At 73.5% G+C, this 17983-nt stretch carries 15 protein-coding genes; 2 read left to right on the top strand and 13 right to left on the bottom strand.

The genetic code is table 11. The features are described from left to right. Window positions 1–9: 9 nt before the first annotated feature. From nadD to IE330_RS07345, 3 genes are all read right to left on the bottom strand, one after another. Window positions 10–660 (bottom strand): nicotinate-nucleotide adenylyltransferase, encoded by a 651-nt coding sequence (nadD, locus tag IE330_RS07355; RefSeq protein WP_190135051.1) that lies wholly within the window; start codon window positions 658–660, stop codon window positions 10–12. A gap of 250 nt (window positions 661–910) precedes the next feature. Beyond that, window positions 911–1075, bottom strand: a complete 165-nt coding sequence (locus tag IE330_RS07350; RefSeq protein WP_190135050.1) for a hypothetical protein — start codon at window positions 1073–1075, stop codon at window positions 911–913. Between the two features lie 128 nt (window positions 1076–1203). Further along, entirely contained in the window at window positions 1204–1356 is a 153-nt protein-coding gene (locus tag IE330_RS07345) for a hypothetical protein (RefSeq protein ID WP_190135049.1), read from the bottom strand. A gap of 98 nt (window positions 1357–1454) precedes the next feature. On the opposite strand from IE330_RS07345, the gene IE330_RS07340 reads away from it, so the two are divergent. Beyond that, the gene (locus tag IE330_RS07340) at window positions 1455–2525 is read left to right on the top strand and encodes a M48 family metallopeptidase (protein ID WP_190135048.1); all 1071 of its coding nucleotides are present in this window, start codon (window positions 1455–1457) and stop codon (window positions 2523–2525) included. Window positions 2526–2613: 88 nt separating this feature from the next. Here IE330_RS07340 and IE330_RS07335 read toward each other — a convergent pair whose 3' ends face one another. The 5 genes from IE330_RS07335 to proB all read right to left on the bottom strand — a co-directional run bounded on the left by IE330_RS07335 (window position 2614) and on the right by proB (window position 7957). Next, entirely contained in the window at window positions 2614–3675 is a 1062-nt protein-coding gene (locus IE330_RS07335; protein WP_190135047.1) for an SCO2583 family membrane protein, read from the bottom strand. 122 nt (window positions 3676–3797) lie between these two features. Next, window positions 3798–4427 carry an SCO2584 family spore wall biosynthesis protein gene (locus IE330_RS07330; RefSeq protein WP_190135046.1) on the bottom strand — a complete coding sequence of 210 codons (630 nt, stop codon included), beginning with the start codon at window positions 4425–4427 and terminating at the stop codon, window positions 3798–3800. Between the two features lie 164 nt (window positions 4428–4591). Beyond that, window positions 4592–5878: a glutamate-5-semialdehyde dehydrogenase gene (locus tag IE330_RS07325; RefSeq protein ID WP_190135045.1), complete on the bottom strand. Its 1287-nt coding sequence runs from the start codon at window positions 5876–5878 to the stop codon at window positions 4592–4594. A 155-nt stretch (window positions 5879–6033) separates the two neighbouring features. Next, window positions 6034–6543, bottom strand: a complete 510-nt coding sequence (locus IE330_RS07320; protein WP_190135044.1) for a DUF8830 family protein — start codon at window positions 6541–6543, stop codon at window positions 6034–6036. A gap of 307 nt (window positions 6544–6850) precedes the next feature. Beyond that, window positions 6851–7957, bottom strand: a complete 1107-nt coding sequence (gene proB, locus IE330_RS07315) for a glutamate 5-kinase (RefSeq protein WP_190135043.1) — start codon at window positions 7955–7957, stop codon at window positions 6851–6853. Between the two features lie 413 nt (window positions 7958–8370). On the opposite strand from proB, the gene IE330_RS07310 reads away from it, so the two are divergent. After that, on the top strand, window positions 8371–10449 hold the full coding sequence (locus IE330_RS07310) for a CDP-glycerol glycerophosphotransferase family protein (RefSeq protein ID WP_190135042.1): 2079 nt from the start codon (window positions 8371–8373) through the stop codon (window positions 10447–10449). 97 nt (window positions 10450–10546) lie between these two features. On the opposite strand, the gene obgE is transcribed toward IE330_RS07310, so the two are convergent. From obgE to IE330_RS07285, 5 genes are all read right to left on the bottom strand, one after another. Further along, window positions 10547–11995 (bottom strand): GTPase ObgE, encoded by a 1449-nt coding sequence (obgE, locus tag IE330_RS07305; protein WP_190135041.1) that lies wholly within the window; start codon window positions 11993–11995, stop codon window positions 10547–10549. A 166-nt stretch (window positions 11996–12161) separates the two neighbouring features. Next, window positions 12162–12416, bottom strand: a complete 255-nt coding sequence (rpmA, locus tag IE330_RS07300; RefSeq protein WP_010986870.1) for a 50S ribosomal protein L27 — start codon at window positions 12414–12416, stop codon at window positions 12162–12164. A gap of 14 nt (window positions 12417–12430) precedes the next feature. Continuing rightward, the gene (rplU, locus tag IE330_RS07295) at window positions 12431–12751 is read right to left on the bottom strand and encodes a 50S ribosomal protein L21 (RefSeq protein WP_030673925.1); all 321 of its coding nucleotides are present in this window, start codon (window positions 12749–12751) and stop codon (window positions 12431–12433) included. A 204-nt stretch (window positions 12752–12955) separates the two neighbouring features. Next, the gene (locus IE330_RS07290; RefSeq protein WP_190135040.1) at window positions 12956–14326 is read right to left on the bottom strand and encodes a phospholipase D-like domain-containing protein; all 1371 of its coding nucleotides are present in this window, start codon (window positions 14324–14326) and stop codon (window positions 12956–12958) included. 586 nt (window positions 14327–14912) lie between these two features. Then, on the bottom strand, window positions 14913–17983 hold a 3071-nt coding region (locus IE330_RS07285; protein WP_190135039.1), incomplete at its 5' end, for an Rne/Rng family ribonuclease.

Raw genomic sequence — 17983 nt, 5'->3', positions numbered from 1 at the left:
CCTCTCGGCTCATTCGCCGCGGTACAGCTCGCGCTTGTCGATGTAACGCACCACGCCGTCGGGCACCAGATACCAGACGGGCTCGCCCTTGGCGACGCGGGCCCGGCAGTCCGTGGAGGAGATGGCGAGGGCGGGCACCTCCACCAGGGAGACGCCGCCCGCGGGCAGGCCGGGGTCGGCCAGGGTGTGGCCGGGGCGGGTGACGCCGATGAAGTGGGCCAGCGAGAACAGTTCCTCGGTGTCGCGCCAGGTGAGGATCTGGCCGAGCGCGTCGGCACCGGTGATGAAGAACAGGTCCGTGTCGGGGTTGAGGCGGCGCAGGTCGCGCAGGGTGTCCGTGGTGTACGTGGGGCCGCCGCGGTCGATGTCGATGCGGCTCACCGAGAACTGCGGGTTCTCGGCGGTCGCGATGACCGTCATCAGATAGCGGTCCTCGGCGGGCGAGACCTTCTTGTGGCTCTTCTGCCACGGCTGCCCGGTCGGCACGAAGACGACCTCGTCGAGGTGGAACTGGGCGGCGACCTCGCTGGCCGCCACCAGGTGTCCGTGGTGGATCGGATCGAACGTTCCACCCATGACGCCCAGACGGCGCTTGGCGGCGCTCGCCGGGCCGGTGCCCGGTCCGCTCCGCGGGCCGGTAGGCATGTCCTGCTCTCCCATGCGTGCAGACACTACCGGCCCGGACGGGCGGCCCCGCCGTCAGCCGTACGGGTCAGTACGGCGGCCGTACGGGTCAGTGCGGCGACGGTACGCGTCGGCACGACCGGGCTGTACGGGTCGGTACGACGGCCGTACGCGTCGGTACGGCGGCCCTGCGGATCGGCAGGGCGACCGCCGCGGCCCGCGTCAGGACGGCCGGGCGGCCGGGGTGGCGGCGGCACTCGGCCGCCGGCCGGCGCTCAGCCGCGGCTCAGCGGTCGCGGTTGAAGCGCGTGGTGATCCACAGCAGCAGGAGCAGGACGACGAGGGCGCCGCCGCCGGTGACGTAGGGGCTGAGGCTTTCGTGGTTGCCACCGTGCTCGCCGCCCTCGTTCGCGAGGGTGACAAGCTGGGCGGCGGTGCTGTGGAGGCTCATCGTCAGCAGGACCTATCCGGTGTGGGATCGGGATAAAGACTGGGGCCATCGTAAGCGGGGGGCGTGTCGGGGCTCACGTCGCCCTGCCGGGCGGGCCCCCGGCGCGACCCTCCCCCGGAACCGTCAGGTCACTTCCGGTAACCGCGGAGGAGCAGCCAGCCCACCAGGACGCAGCCGACGACCATCACGATCAGGACGATGCGGAGCAGGTTGCCCGGGCCCTGCTTGTCGGCCGCGTGGGCGGCCAGGGTGAGGGCGTCGGCGGGTGAGATGTGCTCCATGGCGGATGACTCCTTCTGTGCGCTGCCCTGTCACGGTATCTCCGCCTAGGCTGGGGACCGTCTCGGGGGCAGGAAGGACACGACATGGGGGATGCGGCATGACCAACGGCAACCACGGCGACACGGGCAGCGGCCAGGAGAGCGTGCCGAGCCGGCAGCGCAGGCGCTTCCCGGGCATCTCCTCCCGGGCCTACGAGCACCCCGCGGACCGCTCGGCCCTGGTGGCCCTGCGCAAGCTGACCGGGTTCGACACGGTCTTCAAGGCGCTCAGCGGGCTGCTCCCCGAGCGCAGTCTGCGGCTGCTGTTCCTGTCGGACTCCGTGCGCGTGTCCGACGCCCAGTTCGCGCACCTCAATGACATGCTGCGGGACGCCTGCTACATCCTGGACCTGGAGAAGGTCCCGCCGATGTACGTCACGCAGGACCCGAAACCGAACGCGATGTGCATCGGCCTCGACGAGCCGATCATCGTGGTCACCACCGGCCTGGTCGAGCTGCTCGACGAGGAGGAGATGCGCGCGGTCGTCGGCCACGAGGTGGGTCACGCCCTGTCCGGCCACTCCGTGTACCGCACGATCCTGCTGTTCCTGACGGGCCTCGCGCTGAAGGTGGCGTGGATCCCGCTCGGCAACGTGGCGATCATGGCGATCGTGACCGCGCTGCGCGAGTGGTTCCGCAAGTCGGAGCTGTCGGCGGACCGCGCGGGCCTGCTCGTGGGCCAGGACCTCCAGGCGTCCATGCGCGGCCTGATGAAGATCGCGGGCGGCAACCACCTGCACGAGATGAACGTGGACGCGTTCCTGGAGCAGGCCGAGGAGTACGAGGCCGGGGGCGATCTGCGCGACTCCGTGCTGAAGATCCTGAACGTGCTGCCGCGCTCGCACCCCTTCACCACGGTGCGCGCCGCCGAGCTGAAGAAGTGGGCCGAGAGCCGCGACTACCAGCGGCTCATGGACGGCCACTACCCGCGCCGCGACGAGGACAAGGACACCTCCGTCACCGACTCGTTCCGGCAGTCGGCGTCGGCGTACGCGGACGACGTGCGCGGCAGCAAGGACCCGCTGATGAAGCTCGTCGCCGACATCGCCGGGGGCGCGGGCGACCTGGGCGGCAAGCTGCGCGGCCGGTTCACGGGGCAGGGCGGCGGCCCGGCGGACCGCGGCGAGTAGCGAAGGCGAGGAGCGAACCCGACGCGCCGCGCCGCCCCCGGGCCCGGCGGGCCGACCCCGCCCCGCCCCGCCGGGCTGCACCGCCGGGCTACACCCTCGGCTGGGCCGCCCCCGCCAGCGTGCCGCACAGCGCCGTCGCCCGGCCCGTCGCGAACGGGTCGGTGCCCGCGGGTCCCGCCGCCCCGGCCTTCTCGCCCGCGAGCAGCGGCCGCAGGTGGTGCGTGGTGTCACCGGCGCAGGCGAGCGGCCCGGCCTGGACGTACGAGACGAGCAGCTCGGCCTGGTGCATGCGCAGGTCGTCGCGGTCGAAGCGGAAGTGCAGCTCGCGGCGGACCGTGAACAGCGAGGCAGGGGCGCGGGGGGCGCCCGCGGGCCGCAGCGCGTAGACGAAGGTGTGGTCGGAGGCCACGTCGAGGGTGTCCTTGGCGGTCTCGCTGACGCGCAGCGAGCCGTGCACGCGCACGCCCGGGTCGGCGAGCGCCGTCCTCGCCGGGTCGAACCGCACCAGCCAGCCGGTGGGCGCGTGCCGTCCGTCGGCGGCCGGGTGCGCGAAGCTCCGGTCGAACTGGTCGAGTTGGGCGGGGTCGAGGAGCACGCGGGCGGAGCGCACGGAGCGGCCGCGGAGCACGTCCGGGGCGAGCGAGGACTCCACGAGGTAGTCCTTGGCGGTGGTGAGGGCGGCGACGACCTGGTCCTCGGTGAAGTGCTCGGTGCGCCGGGCGGCGGGCAGGGCGATGCCGCCCGCGCCGGTGCCGAACTGTGCGGCGGGGCTCCTCGCGAACAGGTCGGCGGCCTTCTCGGCGCCGGGCACGCGGCCCTGCGGGGCGAGCGGGATGACGGTCATGCGCAGCGGCTCGGGCCGGTGGGCGGCGGGGCTGTCGTAGGGCTGGCGCACGCCCATGTACAGGGCGGTGCCGAAGGCGACGGTGATGAGGACGACGAGGATCACGACCTGCCGGGAGAGCCCGCGGTGCGGGCCCGGCCTGCGGCGCACGGCACGGGCGTGGTCGCCCATGCGCTCCCGCGCGGAGAACTCCTGTAATCGCGCAGCGCGGACGAACGACTCGTCGAAGACGACGGATCGGTACTCGTCCTCACCCCCGGGAGCGCCCTCGGGTGTCCCCGCAGGTGGTTCTCCTGGCCCGCCCATACCTTCAGGGTAGGTCTCCGGGCCGCGCGGTAAACGCCCTCGTACTCGACAAGTTCTGACGCCAACTCACCGGCGGCGTCGGCGTGTTCACCGAGCTCACGGGCCGGTTTCCCGGGGGTGCGTCAGGGGGTGCGGGGCTCCGCGGGCACGGCCGGGCGGCCGAACTCCGCCGACGCGGAGGGCCCGCCCGCCTCGCCGGTGCCCGGGCCGTCCGCGCCGGTGGTCTGCTCGACCTCGGTGGTGGCGGGCGGGGGGATGCGGTCCGAGCGGCCGTTCGACGCGCCCCGGTACACCGCGGCGAAGGCGAAGGCGACCATGCCGACCCCCATCAGGAGGGCGAGCATCCAGGCCACGGGGCGGTGCCAGCGGATCTTGCCGCGCCGGCCGTAGCGGCCGCGGCCGTCCTCCAGCAGCTCGGCGTCGTCGAGGTCGTCGAACGCGCCGTCGCGGGCGAACAGGGCGCCGTCCGGGCCGTATCCGTCGTAGGCGTAGTCGTCGAAGTCGTCGTCGGGGGTGTCCCCGGCGTCCGGGCCGGGGCGGCGGGCGCGGGCGCGGCGGGCCTCGGCCTCGGCGCGCTCCTGGGCTGCGGCGAGGAGGCGCTCCACGGCGGTGGGCTCGTGGATCTCCGCGGCGCGTACGAAGTCCTCGTCGAAGACCACGGAGGCGAACGCGTCGTCCGCACCCCCGTGGTCGCGGTCGTCGTCGGGCTCCCCGCCGTCGGTGAACGGCGTGCCCCCCACGTCCTCCGGCACGCCTCCAGCGTAGACCTGGAGGGTCGATTTGGGCAGACGCAAAGGGAATTCAGGGGTTGTGACCCCCCACGCGCGGGCCGCCCGGGCGCGGGCCCTTCACGCCGGGCCCCCACGTCCGGGCCGCGGCCCGGGGCTCCCCCGCGCGGGCCCCGCCCGCGGGTGGGTCAGCGCACGTGGCCGTCGCCCGTGACGATGTACTTCGTCGAGGTCAGCTCCGGCAGCCCCATCGGTCCGCGCGCGTGCAGCTTCTGCGTCGAGATGCCGATCTCGGCGCCGAAGCCGAACTGGCCGCCGTCGGTGAACCGCGTCGAGGCGTTCACGGCGACCGTCGTGGAGTCCACGAGCTGGGTGAACCGGCGGGCGGCCTGCTGCGAGGTGGTGACGATGGCCTCGGTGTGGCCGGAGGTCCACAGCCGGATGTGCTCCACGGCCTGCTCCAGGGTGTCGACGACGGCCGCCGCGATGTCGTGGGAGAGGTACTCGGTCTCCCAGTCCTCGGCGGTGGCGGGCACGACGGTGGCCTTCGAGCCGGGGGCGTACGCCTGGACGCGCTCGTCGGCGTGCACGGTGACGCCCGCCTCGGCGAGCGCGTCGAGGGCGCGCGGCAGGAAGGCGTCGGCGATGTCCTGGTGGACCAGGAGGGTCTCGGCGGCGTTGCAGACGCTGACGCGGTGGGCCTTGGAGTTGACGAGGATCTCGACGGCGGTGTCCAGGTCGGCGTGCGCGTCCACGTAGACGTGGCAGTTGCCGGTGCCGGTCTCGATCACGGGCACGGTGGACTCCTCGACGACGGTCCTGATCAGCGAGGCGCCGCCGCGCGGGATCAGGACGTCGACGAGGCCGCGGGCGCGCATCAGCTCGCGCACGGAGTCGCGGCTCTCGCCGGGCACGAGCTGCACGGCGTCGGCGGGCAGCCCGGCGCCGCCGACGGCGTCGCGCACCACCCGTACGAGCGCCGTGTTGGAGGCGTACGCCGAGGACGAGCCGCGCAGCAGGACCGCGTTGCCGGACTTCAGGCAGAGGGCGGCGGCGTCCACGGTGACGTTCGGCCGGGCCTCGTAGATGATGCCGACGACGCCGAGCGGGACGCGGACCTGGCGCAGGTCGATGCCGTTGGGCAGGGTGGAGCCGCGGACGACCTCGCCGACCGGGTCGGGCAGGGCGACCACGTCCCGTACGTCGGAGGCGATGGCCCGCACGCGCTCGGGGGTGAGGGTGAGCCGGTCGACGATCGCCTCGCCGGTGCCGGCCGCGCGGGCGCGCTCGACGTCCTCGGCGTTGGCCTCGACGATCTCCGCGGTGCGCACTTCGAGGGCGTCGGCGATGGCGAGCAGCGCGTCGTCCTTCGCGGCCCGTGGCAGCGGCGCGAGCTGCTGCGCGGCGGCGCGGGCGCGGTAGGCCGCCTGCGCGACCGGGGTCAGGTTGTCGTACGGGGAGAGCGGCGCGGTCATGAGGGCAGCGTAACCCCGTGCCGGTGGACGGCCGGCGCGCGTTCCGCTCCGCGAGACGTGGCCGGTTCCGGCCAGGTCCGGGTTGTCGGCGGCGGGTCGCCCGCCGGAGCGCGCCGGTCACCTCCGCGCGGCGCCGGGCCCGGCTTCCGTCCCGGTCAGAACGGGTGGACGCCCACCGGTGTCGCGGGCAGCGGGCCGTAGCCCTCCGCGATCCGCTGGTGGTAGGTGTCGCGGTCGATCACTTCCAGCCCGACGATCTCCCAGGGCGGGAGCCGGGCCGTCTGCCGGTGCTCGCCCCACAGGCGCAGCGCGACCGCGGCGGCGTCGTGCAGGTCGCGGGCCTCTTCCCAGTAGCGGATCTCCGCGTGGTCGTGGGCGTATCTGCTGGTCAGCAGGAAGGGGTGGTCGTGGGCGAGTTGTTCGAGGCCCCGCCGGATCTCCTGGAGGGGGGTGCGGGCGCCGGAGACGCTCAGGGTGACGTGCCACAGGCGCGGCACCTGGGGCTGCTCACCGGCTGTCTCCCCGGGGCCCTCGTCCGTCTCGCGCGCTCGCGGCTCCCGGTCGTCCTCGCGCGCGTCCCCGGCGTACGTCGCCCCCGCGGCGACGCTCGTCAGGGCGCGCTCAGCCGGCCCGCGGGACGCCGCCCCTGGGCGCACTCGTCTCACGACGGCCTCCTTCAACCAGTGGTGTGCGGACACGCGACGGTGACGACGCGACGGTCGTGCGGAACTGCCTTGCCACAAAGTTGAGCAGCACAAGCGGTCTCGCGGGGCGATTTTGCTGAGTTTCCCCTCGGGCGGGCCGCCCCCGTGCCGGCGTTCGCGCCTGTTTTCGGCCGGATTCCCCCCAGGTGCGGCCGGGGGCGGGGCGTACGCGGGTGCGCGGGAGCGGGCGTTCCGGCCGCACGGGGTCACGGTCCGGGGCATCCCAGGGCCCGGGGTGCGACGGCCTCCGGTGCCGGCCCGCCCCGGCTCACGGCTGCAGAAGGACCAGGTCGTCGCGGTGCACCACTTCGCGCTCGTACGCCGGGCCGAGCTCGCGGGCCAGCTCGCGCGTGGAGCGGCCGAGGAGGCGGGGCAGCTCCTTGGCGTCGAAGGTGACCAGGCCGCGCGCGAAGGACCGCCCGGCGGGGTCCCGCAGCTCCACGGGGTCGCCCGCGGTGAAGTCGCCCTCCACGGCGGCGATGCCCGCGGGCAACAGCGACTTCCGGCCCTCGACGACCGCGCGGACGGCCCCCTCGTCGAGGGTGAGGGCGCCCCGGGGCGCGGAGGCGTGCTGGAGCCAGAGCAGGCGGTCCGCCGAGCGGCGCCCGGTGGGGTGGAAGTACGTGCCCGTGTCCCGGCCCGCGAGGGCGTCCGAGGCGTGGCTCGCGGAGGTCAGCACGACCGGGATGCCCGCGGCGGCCGCGATCCTCGCCGCCTCGACCTTGGTGACCATGCCGCCGGTGCCGACGCCCGCCTTGCCCGCGCTGCCGATCTTGACGTGCGCGATGTCGGCGGGGCCGCGCACCTCGGCGACGCGGGACGTGCCCGCGGCCGCGGGGTCGCCGTCGTACAGGCCGTCGACGTCGGAGAGCAGCACCAGCAGGTCGGCGCGGACGAGGTGGGCGACGAGGGCGGCGAGCCGGTCGTTGTCGCCGAAGCGGATCTCGTCGGTGGCGACGGTGTCGTTCTCGTTGACGACGGGCAGGGCGCCCATGGCGAGGAGCTTGTCGAGGGTGCGCGAGGCGTTGCGGTGGTGGGCGCGGCGGCTGGTGTCGTCGGTGGTGAGCAGGATCTGGCCGACGCGGACGCCGTAGCGCGCGAAGGAGGCCGTGTAGCGGGCCACGAGGAGGCCCTGGCCGACGCTGGCGGCGGCCTGCTGGCGGGCGAGGTCCTTGGGGCGGCGGCGCAGCCCGAGCGGCGCGAGCCCGGCGGCGATAGCGCCCGAGGACACCAGGACGATCTCCCGCTCGCCGCCGCCGCGGTGCTTGGCGAGCACGTCCACCAGGGCGTCGACGCGGTCCGCGTCGAGGCCGCCGGACGCGGTGGTCAGCGAGGAGGACCCCACCTTGACGACGACTCGGTGAGCTTCTGCCACGCCCTGCCTGGTCACGTGCTTCCCCAATGGTCCCGGTGCTGCTGGATCTGCAATCTACGCGACGGCGGGGCCCGGGCGCCCGCCCGTTTCGACTGGTGGATCGCACGCGGGCCCGACGGCGGCGAGGCCACACCCCGTGTCCCGGACGGGCCAGGTGTCCCGGGGGGAGCACGCGCCCCGGAGCGATCAGGCACCCGGAACGGCCCGCCGAAGATACGTGACCTTTGCCCCTGTATGCGGTGATGAGCGTCACGGAAGATTGCTACCGGGGCACCGGGCGTCATACGGTCAGGGGTCTCCTCCTTGTCCGCACGGGTGATGACCGCGGCCACCTGGCCCACCTGGTCCACCTGTCCGGTATCCCGTACTGCCCGCCCCCTGTCCCGACCTCCCCCCGCCAGGAGCTCAAGCCCGTGCCCTCCGCCGGACTCGCCAACCGCCGCATCGTGCAGCTCACCGCGCTGCTGACGATGTTCGCGCTCTTCACGGCGCAGCTCGTGACCGCGCTGATCCCGTACGTCCCGGTGCTCGTCGCCGCCGCGGCGGCGAACCTCGCGCTCGACATCTACCTGCAGTACAAGCAGCCGGGACTGCTGTCCCTCCTCGGCAAGATCCGCTTCGACGTCACCGTCCGCCAGCTCCTGCGCGACATGCTGCTGCTGATCGGTCTCGCGCGCCTGGACGGCATCGACCCGTTCGACGAGCAGTCGCCGCTGACCGTGGGGCTGCTGGCGTTCTACGTCCTGCACTTCAGTTGCACGGCCGCCGCCGTCCTGGTGCGCCGTACGCGGACGCTGCCGATCGTCACGCGGAACATCGACACCTCCGCGCTGCGGCTCTCCGCCGCGCCGCCGCGGATCCTCTTCCGCCAGCAGGCGCGCCGGCTGCTCACCTTCTCCGTGCCGGCCACCGCGGGCCTGCTCCTCACCGCGGCCACCGGCGACGGCCACTGGGGCGGCGTCGGGCTCGCCGTCTCCCTCGCCGCCATGGCCGGCGGCGCGGTGTACCTGGCGAGCTGGCTGCTGCCCGGCCGGCGCGCCAGGAACGACCAGGCGGTCATGGAGTGGCTCGACCAGTGGCTGGCCGAGTACCGGCCGACGGTCGGCATGTACTTCTCCGGCGGCACCACGTCCGCGTACCAGGCGAACATGTGGCTCTCCACGCTCTCGCAGCTCGACGGCAACCCGCTGATCGTGCTCCGCGAGCGGTTCATGGTCCAGAAGATCGACTCCACGGACGTGCCGATCATCTGCTTCCCGAAGGTCGCCACGATGTTCTCCCTGGAGCAGTCGACGCTGAAGGTGCTGCTGCACCCGGCGAACGCGGCGAAGACCTCGCAGGTGCTGCGCATCCCGTCGATCAAGCACGCCTTCATCAACCACGGCGAGAGCGACAAGCTGTCCTCCTGCAACCCGTACGCGAAGGCGTACGACGAGGTGTGGGTCGCCGGTCCCGCCGCGCGCGAGCGCTACCAGCTCGCCGACATCGGCGTCGACGACAAGGACGTCGTCGAGGTGGGCCGCCCGCAGCTCTCCCCCATCCGCCCGTACGCGGGCCCGCCCACCGGGGCGTACACGACCGTCCTGTACGCGCCGACCTGGGAGGGCTGGGACGGCAACCCGGGCAACACCTCGGTCGTCCTGGCGGGCGAGAACATCGTCCGGCACCTGCTCGCCGACCCCGGGGTGCGCCTCATCTACAAGCCGCACCCGATGACCGGTTCGCAGAACCCGGCCGCCGGTGCCGCCAACGAGCGCATCAAGGCCATGGTCCGCGAGGCCGCCGCGCAGCGCTCCGGCCCCCGGCCCGGCCCCGAGGCCGCCGCCGAGCTGGCCCGCCGCACCGAGGAGCTGAACCTCCTCACGGCGAAGAAGTTCCGCAGGAGCGCGGACGAGCAGGAGCGCATGATGCTCCAGGGCAAGCCGGACGGCGACGTCCGCGCCGCGATCACCGAGGCGACGCTGGCCTGGGAGGCCGCGTACTGGGCGTCCCTGCCGGAGTGGGAGCACCAGGTCGTCACGGAGTCGCGCCCGGCGATCTTCTCCTGCTTCAACCAGGCCGACCTGCTGATCAGCGACGTCTCCTCGGTGGTCTCGGACTGGCTGAGCAGCGAGAAGCCGTACGCCGTGGCCAACACGTCGGGGATGAGCGAGGCGGACTTCCGCGCCGGCTTCCCGACGGTGCGCGCCGCGACGATCCTCTCCCCGGAGGCGGAGGGCGTGCCCGCGCTCCTCGCGGCCGTGCGCGACCCGGAGCGGGACGAGTACGCCGAGGAGCGGGCCGCGCTCAAGGAGCACCTGCTCGGGCCCTCCGACCCGCCCTCCCTCGTCCGCTTCAACGAGGCGGCGCTGGAGCTGGCCGCGAAGGCGGACGCCCGGCGGGCCCGCGCCGCAGCCCGGGTCGCCGCGGAGATCCCCGCGCAGCGGGAGGAGGCCGCCGAGGCGGCCGCCGAAGCCGCCTCCGTGGAGGCGGAGGAGCTGGAGTCCGCGTAGCCCGTACGCCGTACGCCGAAGGGGCCCCGGAGCGATGCGCTCCGGGGCCCCTTCGGTTGAGGTGGCAGCTCCGCGGCGGTGTGGGCCGCGCGCGCCGCTAGAACGGGTTGAACTCGTCGAAGGCCCGCTCGGCGTCGTCGCGCTCCGCGTCGCGGTCCCTGCGCCGCTGCGCCGCGGGGCGCGGCGCCTCGAAGCGGTGGTCCTCGCCGCGGCGGCCGAGCATCTCGGCGCCCGCGGACAGGGACGGCTCCCAGTCGAAGACGACGGCGTTCTCCTCGGGGCCGATGGCCACGCCGTCGCCGGCGCGGGCGCCCGCCTTCATCAGCGCGTCCTCGACGCCGAGGCGGTTGAGCCGGTCGGCGAGGTAGCCGACGGCCTCGTCGTTGTTGAAGTCGGTCTGGCGCACCCAGCGCTCCGGCTTCTCACCGCGGACGCGGTACAGGGCCTCGCCGTCCTCGTCCTCGCGGGTGACCGTGAAGCCCGTGTCGTCGACGGCCTTGGGCCGGATGACGATGCGCGTGGCCTCCTCCTTGGGCCGGGCGGCGCGGGCCTCGGCGACGAACTCGACGAGGGCGTACGACAGCTCCTTGAGGCCCTTGTGGGCCACGGCGGAGACCTCGAAGACGCGGTAGCCGCGCGCCTCCAGGTCCGGCCGCACCATGTCGGCGAGGTCCTGGCCGTCGGGGATGTCGACCTTGTTCAGGACGACGAGGCGCGGCCGGTTCTCCAGGCCCGCGCCGTAGTTGCGCAGCTCGGCCTCGATGACGTCCAGGTCGGAGACGGGGTCGCGGTCGGACTCCAGCGTCGCGGTGTCCAGGACGTGCACGAGCACGCTGCACCGCTCGACGTGGCGCAGGAACTCCAGGCCGAGGCCCTTGCCCTGGCTGGCGCCGGGGATGAGGCCGGGCACGTCGGCGATGGTGTAGACGGTGGAGCCCGCGGTGACGACGCCGAGGTTCGGCACCAGCGTCGTGAACGGGTAGTCCGCGATCTTGGGCTTGGCGGCGGACAGGACCGAGATCAGGGACGACTTGCCCGCGCTCGGGTAGCCCACCAGGGCCACGTCGGCGACCGTCTTGAGCTCCAGGACGACGTCGCTCGCGTCCCCGGGCTCGCCGAGCAGCGCGAAGCCGGGGGCCTTGCGGCGGGCGGAGGCCAGCGCCGCGTTGCCGAGGCCGCCGCGGCCGCCCTGCGCGGCGACGTACGAGGTGCCGTGGCCGACCAGGTCGGCGAGGACGTTGCCCCGCTTGTCCAGGACGACGGTGCCGTCCGGCACGGGCAGGACCAGGTCCTGGCCGTCCTTGCCGGAGCGGTTGCCGCCCTCGCCGGGCTTGCCGTTGGTGGCCTTGCGGTGCGGGCTGTGGTGGTAGTCGAGCAGCGTCGTGACCGACTGGTCGACGACCAGGATCACGTCACCGCCCCGGCCGCCGTTGCCGCCGTCCGGGCCGCCGAGCGGCTTGAACTTCTCACGGTGGACGGAGGCACAGCCGTGGCCCCCGTTACCCGCGGCGACGTGCAGCTCGACGCGGTCCACGAAGGTGGTCATGGTTCAGTGCCTCCTGGGGGTCCCCCCGGCCGGAGCTTGGGGGCGTACGGGAATGTCTCTTCAGTAACACGCGAAAGGCGGACCTGCTTCCCCGACAGGGAAGTGAGGTCCGCCTCGCTGGGGGTCCCTCGGCCTCAGGCCGGGGGCGTACCGGTCAGAGTGCCGCTCAGGCGACCGGGACGATGTTCACGACCTTGCGGCCGCGGTGGGTACCGAACTCCACCGCGCCGGCGTCCAGGGCGAACAGGGTGTCGTCCTTGCCGCGGCCGACGCCCGAGCCCGGGTGGAAGTGGGTGCCGCGCTGGCGGACCAGGATCTCACCGGCGTTGACGACCTGACCGCCGAAGCGCTTCACGCCGAGCCGCTGAGCGTTGGAGTCGCGACCGTTCCGGGTGGACGATGCGCCCTTCTTGTGTGCCATCTCTCCTCAGTCCCTTACTTCGCGGCCGTCGGGATGCCGGTGACCTTGATCGCCGTGTACTGCTGACGGTGACCCTGGCGGCGGCGGTAGCCGGTCTTGTTCTTGTAGCGCAGAATGTCGATCTTCTGGCCCTTGTGGTGGTCCACGACTTCGGCCGTGACCTTGATCCCGGCCAGGACCCACGGGTCGCTGGTCACGGACTCGCCGTCGACAACGAGCAGGGTCGAGAGCTCGACCGTGTCGCCAACCTTGGCGGTGGAAATCTTGTCAACCTCAACGATGTCGCCGACAGCAACCTTGTGCTGGCGACCACCGCTGCGCACGATGGCGTACACGCGGATCTCTCTCTCGCTCGGAACGGAACCCCCGCAGTCCAGCCGCCCGGCACACGCGCGCGGACGGCCTCTCCCGGCACTCCACGGAAAGCCGCGGGAAAACCGGGAGGAAGAGGTTTACGAGGGTGGGCGCACCTATGGACACGCCGACGGTCAAGGTTACGGGCCCCACCCGGACGGGTCAAACCGGGTCCGCCCGGCCCCCTACGGGCGGGTGGGCTTCTCACCGTCCTGCGGCAGCGGCTTCACGCCCCGGCACAGGTCCGTCCTGTCCTTCGTCCCCGGCCAGGCCACCTTCTTCACCCGGTCGAAGTGGGCGCGGTACGTGTCGTGCACCGCGTCGTCGTCGACCTTCACGATCGACTCGTCGTTCTCGCGCAGCGCGGGCGCGGTGTAGTTCTGCGAGCCGGTGAAGGCGACCTTGTTGCGCTTGCCGTCGTACACGCCGTCGATCAGGACGTACTTGCTGTGGATGATGTACGGCGTCGTGAGCTTGTGGCCGGGCCTGAGCGGGTCCCGGTCGTCGTTGAAGCAGCGCAGCGCGGGCCCGCCGGCCTTGTGCAGCGTCTCCCAGGTGCCGGGCTCGCCGTGCTGGCTGCGGGCGCTGTCCGTCTCGGCGTAGACCAGGTCGACGGAGCAGCCCGCCTTCTTCAGGGCGACCAGCTTGTCGGCGATCTGCTGCCGCGTGATCTTGAAGATGGAGGCGCGGACCTTGGTGCTGCGCCGGACGCCGTGCGCGTCCTTGTAGACGCACGAGACGTTGTTCAGGACCGAGTACATGGTGTCGGTCTCGTTGACCGTGCCGTCGCGCGGGAAGAAGTACGCCTTGTACAGGCCGTTGCTCACCGTGCGGTAGTCCCAGGCCCGCCAGTCCCGGCCGGCCATGTCGGCGAAGTACTCGGCGAAGGCGTCGTACATCGTCGGGTTGTCCGGCAGCAGCAGGGCGTCGTTGAAGAACTTGGTGTGCGCGGACGGGGTCGCGTTCGACGTGGTCTGCACGACGACGTCCCGGGCGCCCTCGACCTGCGAGAACAGCCAGAACTTGTTGTGCATGATCGATTTTCCGTACCGGGGGTCGCCCAGGCACGACGTGTTCGACGGGCAGAGCGTCACGAAGGACGGCTTGGAGCGGTTGGCGCCGAGCTCGCGCACGAGCGTGGCGTACGCGGTGTTCTCGGGGCGGTCCGTCTTGCTGGTGGAGTCGAGCAGGATCTGTACGTCGACCCCGCGCCGGTGGGCGCGGACGAGCGCCTCCACGACGGGCGCCTCCCACACGTGGTAGACGGCGACCTTGATGGTGGAGCCCTTCACGGCCGCGTCGACCAGGGAGATGATCCGGGTGCGGATGGCGTGCTGCTTCTCGACGGTGCCCAGCGGGTCGTTGAACACCGGGCCCTCGGGCCAGACGGGCGGGGTCCCGGGCGCGGCGGTGGCGGGCGACGCGGTCTGCAGGCCGGTGGCGGCGGACAGGACCGTCGCCAGGGCCACGGCGCGGCGTCTGCCCTTGGCGGGCCGTAGCGCCCGGTGCCGCCCCGTGCCCCTCAGCCGTATCCCGCGCGTGCGTGCTTCCGCCATGTCCATCTCCACCCCTAGCTCAACGGACCGGTTGAGTCTTACAGGTATCGGGCCGAAGCTCCAAGTACGCGGGAAAAGGGCGGATCGACGACGGATAGGTGAGATATGGGCGCGGTCGGCGGTCGGGGGCGCGGGGGGGCTGCCCGTGCTCCGCGCGGCCGGACGGCGGCCCGTGCTCCGTGCGGCCGGGCGGTCGGGCGGTCGGCTCGTGGCGTTTTCCCCGGGTCGGGGGTGTACGTGGGACGCCGTTGCCCGGTTCGACGTGTGGGCGTGCGGGGCCCGGAGCGGGGCCGGCCGGGGACGCGGCGCGCGGCGTCCCCGCGCGCCGGGGTCTGTTCCTTCCCTCCGCCGTGCTTCCGGCCGGGGGAGCGCCGGGGGCGGCCGGGCGGGCGCCGGCACGCGCGCGTGGGGCATCTGTCCGCCCCCCGCGCCGGGGGCGCTGTTGTGCTCCCGCGGACCGGGGGCCGGGAGCCGTGGTCCCCCGGCCCTCCGTCCGCCCCCCCCGGAACGGCCGTGGCCCCGCCCGGCGGGTCGCCGGGCGGGGGCACGTGAGGCGTTCGGCCTCGGGGTCGGGTGACCTGTTCGGTCAGCCTGCGTCGGCCGGGACGGCGGACGACGACTGCTCCGCCGCCGCGGTCTTCTTGGCGGTGGTCTTCTTCGCCGCCGTCTTCTTGGCCGTCGTCTTCTTCGCGGCCGTCTTCTTGGCCGCTGCCTTCTTCGCCGTCGTCTTCTTGGCCGGCGTCTTCTTGGCCGCCGTGGACTTGGCCGCGGTGTCCGCGGTGTCCGCGGTGTCCTCGGTGTCCGCCGCGTCCGCAGCGTCCGCCGTGGACTTGGCCGCCGTCTTCTTGGCCGCCGTCTTCTTCGTGGCGGTCTTCTTGGCGGGGGCCTTCTTGGCCGTCTTGCGAGCGGCCGTCTTCTTGGCGGGCTTGGCCTCGTCGGCGGCCTCCGGGGCCTCGGCGGCCGCGGACGGCGCCTCGGCGGGCTGCTCCGGCGCGGCGGCCCCGGCAGTCGCGTCCGCCGTGACGGCGTCCCCGGCCTGCTCGGCCTTGTCGGTCTTCCCGGCCTTGTCCGCGGCCGGGAGGACCACCACGGCCGCCTCCACGGGGGCGGTCGGCGCGGTCGCCTTGCGGACGGCGCGGCGGCGCGGCCGGGCCGGGGCCTCGGCGGCCACCGGCTCCGGTGCGGCCTCGGCGGCGGGTGCGGCCACCGGCTCCGCGGCGGCGGCCGGCTCGGGCCGCCGCCCCGGCTCGGCCTGCTCCTGCTGCCTGACCGCCTCCGTGACGATGACCTCGCCGTCGGCCGCGGCCTTCGGCGAACCGGCCGGAGCCGACGCCTTGCGGGTCGCGCGGCGCCGCGTACGCCCCTTGGGCGCGGCGCCGTCCTCGGCCGGGGCCGCGGTCTCGGCCGCCGCCACCGGGGCCTCCTCGGCGGGCGCGGCCTGGGCCTGCTCCGCCGCGGTGACCGCCGCGGCGGGCTCCTCCACGGCGGCGGGTGCGGCCTGCGCCGACTCCGCCTGCGCGGCCTCCGCCTTGGCCGTACGGGACCTGGACCGCTTCGCCTTCCTCCCGGACTCCGGCTGCTCGGCCGGGGCCGGGGCCTCAGCCTGGGCGGCCGGCGCGGACTCCTCGGCCCGCTCCTGCTGCGGCGCGCCCGCCGGGGCCGACGCGCGGCGCGTGGCCCGGCGCCGCGAACGGCCCCGGGACGCGGCCGCCTCGGCCTCCGCCGCGCTGCTGTACAGCTCCTCGTCCGGCGCGAAGTCCGGCTCCGGCAGCGCCACCGGCTCGGCGGTCTCCGCCGCGACCTCGGCCGCCGTCTCGGCCGCGGGCTCCGCGGCCTCCGCAGCGCCGGACTCGACCGCCGGGGACTCGTGCGTGTGCTCCCCGCCGCGGCCGCGCTTCTTGCGCTTGCCACCGCCACCGGTGGACGTCGCCTGGTCCATGTGCACGATCACACCGCGGCCGTTGCAGTGGACGCAGGTCTCGGAGAAGGACTCCAGGAGGCCCTGCCCGACGCGCTTGCGGGTCATCTGCACGAGGCCCAGCGAGGTCACCTCGGCGACCTGGTGCTTCGTACGGTCCCGGCCCAGGCACTCCAGCATCCGCCGCAGGACCAGGTCCCGGTTGGACTCGAGCACCATGTCGATGAAGTCGATGACGACGATGCCGCCCAGGTCGCGCAGCCGGAGCTGGCGCACGATCTCCTCGGCCGCCTCCAGGTTGTTCCTGGTCACGGTCTCTTCGAGGTTGCCGCCCTGACCGGTGAACTTGCCGGTGTTGACGTCGATCACGACCATCGCTTCGGTCTTGTCGATCACCAGCGAGCCGCCGCTCGGCAGCCACACCTTGCGGTCGAGCGCCTTCGCGAGCTGCTCGTCGATCCGGTACGTCGCGAAGACGTCCACCTCGGACGTCCACCGCTGGAGCCGGTCGGCGAGGTCGGGCGCGACGTGCGAGACGTAGCCGTGGATGGTCTGCCACGCCTCGTCGCCGCTGATGATGACCTTCGAGAAGTCCTCGTTGAAGATGTCGCGGACCACGCGGACGGTCATGTCCGGCTCGCCGTACAGCAGGCTCGGCGAGCTGGTCGTGGACATCTTCGACTTCTTGAGGATGTCCTCCCACTGCTCCTGGAGCCGCTCGACGTCGCGGCGCAGCTCGTCCTCGCTGGCGCCCTCCGCGGCGGTGCGCACGATGACGCCCGCGTCCTCGGGGACGATCTTCTTGAGGATGGTCTTCAGGCGCGAGCGCTCGGTGTCGGGCAGCTTGCGGCTGATGCCGGTCATCGAGCCCTCGGGCACGTACACCAGGTAGCGGCCGGGCAGCGAGACCTGGCTGGTCAGGCGGGCGCCCTTGTGGCCGATCGGGTCCTTGGTGACCTGCACGAGGACGGACTGGCCGGACTTGAGGGCGGACTCGATGCGGCGCGGGCCGTTGGCCATGCCGAGCGCCTCGAAGTTCACCTCGCCCGCGTACAGGACGGCGTTGCGGCCCTTGCCGATGTCGATGAAGGCGGCCTCCATCGACGGCAGGACGTTCTGCACCTTGCCCAGGTAGACGTTGCCGACGTACGACGTCGACTGCTCCTTGTTGACGTAGTGCTCGACGAGCACGCCGTCCTCCAGGACGCCGATCTGGGTGCGGTCGCCGTTCTGGCGGACGATCATCTCGCGGTTGACGGCCTCGCGGCGGGCCAGGAACTCGGCCTCCGTGATGATCGGCACCCGGCGGCGGCCCTGCTCGCGGCCCTCGCGGCGGCGCTGCTTCTTGGCCTCCAGACGGGTCGAGCCCTTGATGGACTGCACCTCGTCGCTCGGCGCGCCGTCGTCGGCGCCCTTCTTGCGGGGCTCGCGCACCTTGACGACCGTGCGCTCCGGGTCGCTGTCGCCCGGCTCCGTCTCGACGGCGTCCCCGGCGCGGCGGCGCCGGCGACGGCGGCGACGGCTGCTGCTGGAGCCGTTCCCGGCGGCAGCGGCCGCGTCGTCGGCCTCCTCGGCCTCCGCCTCGTCCTCGGCGTCCTGCTCGGCGGTGTCCTCCGCGTCCTGCTCCGCCTGCTCGGCGGCGACGGCGCCGCCGGTGTGCCCGGCGCCCGCCTCCTCGTCGCCCGGGTCGGCGGCATCGACGTCGGCGGCGTCACCGCGACGGCGGCGACGGCCCCCCC

Origin of the sequence: Streptomyces longispororuber (genome assembly GCF_014656095.1) — a bacterium.
Classification (GTDB): domain Bacteria; phylum Actinomycetota; class Actinomycetes; order Streptomycetales; family Streptomycetaceae; genus Streptomyces; species Streptomyces longispororuber.
Note: the sequence above shows the minus strand (reverse complement) of the source record. Positions and strands in the feature narration are given on the sequence as shown.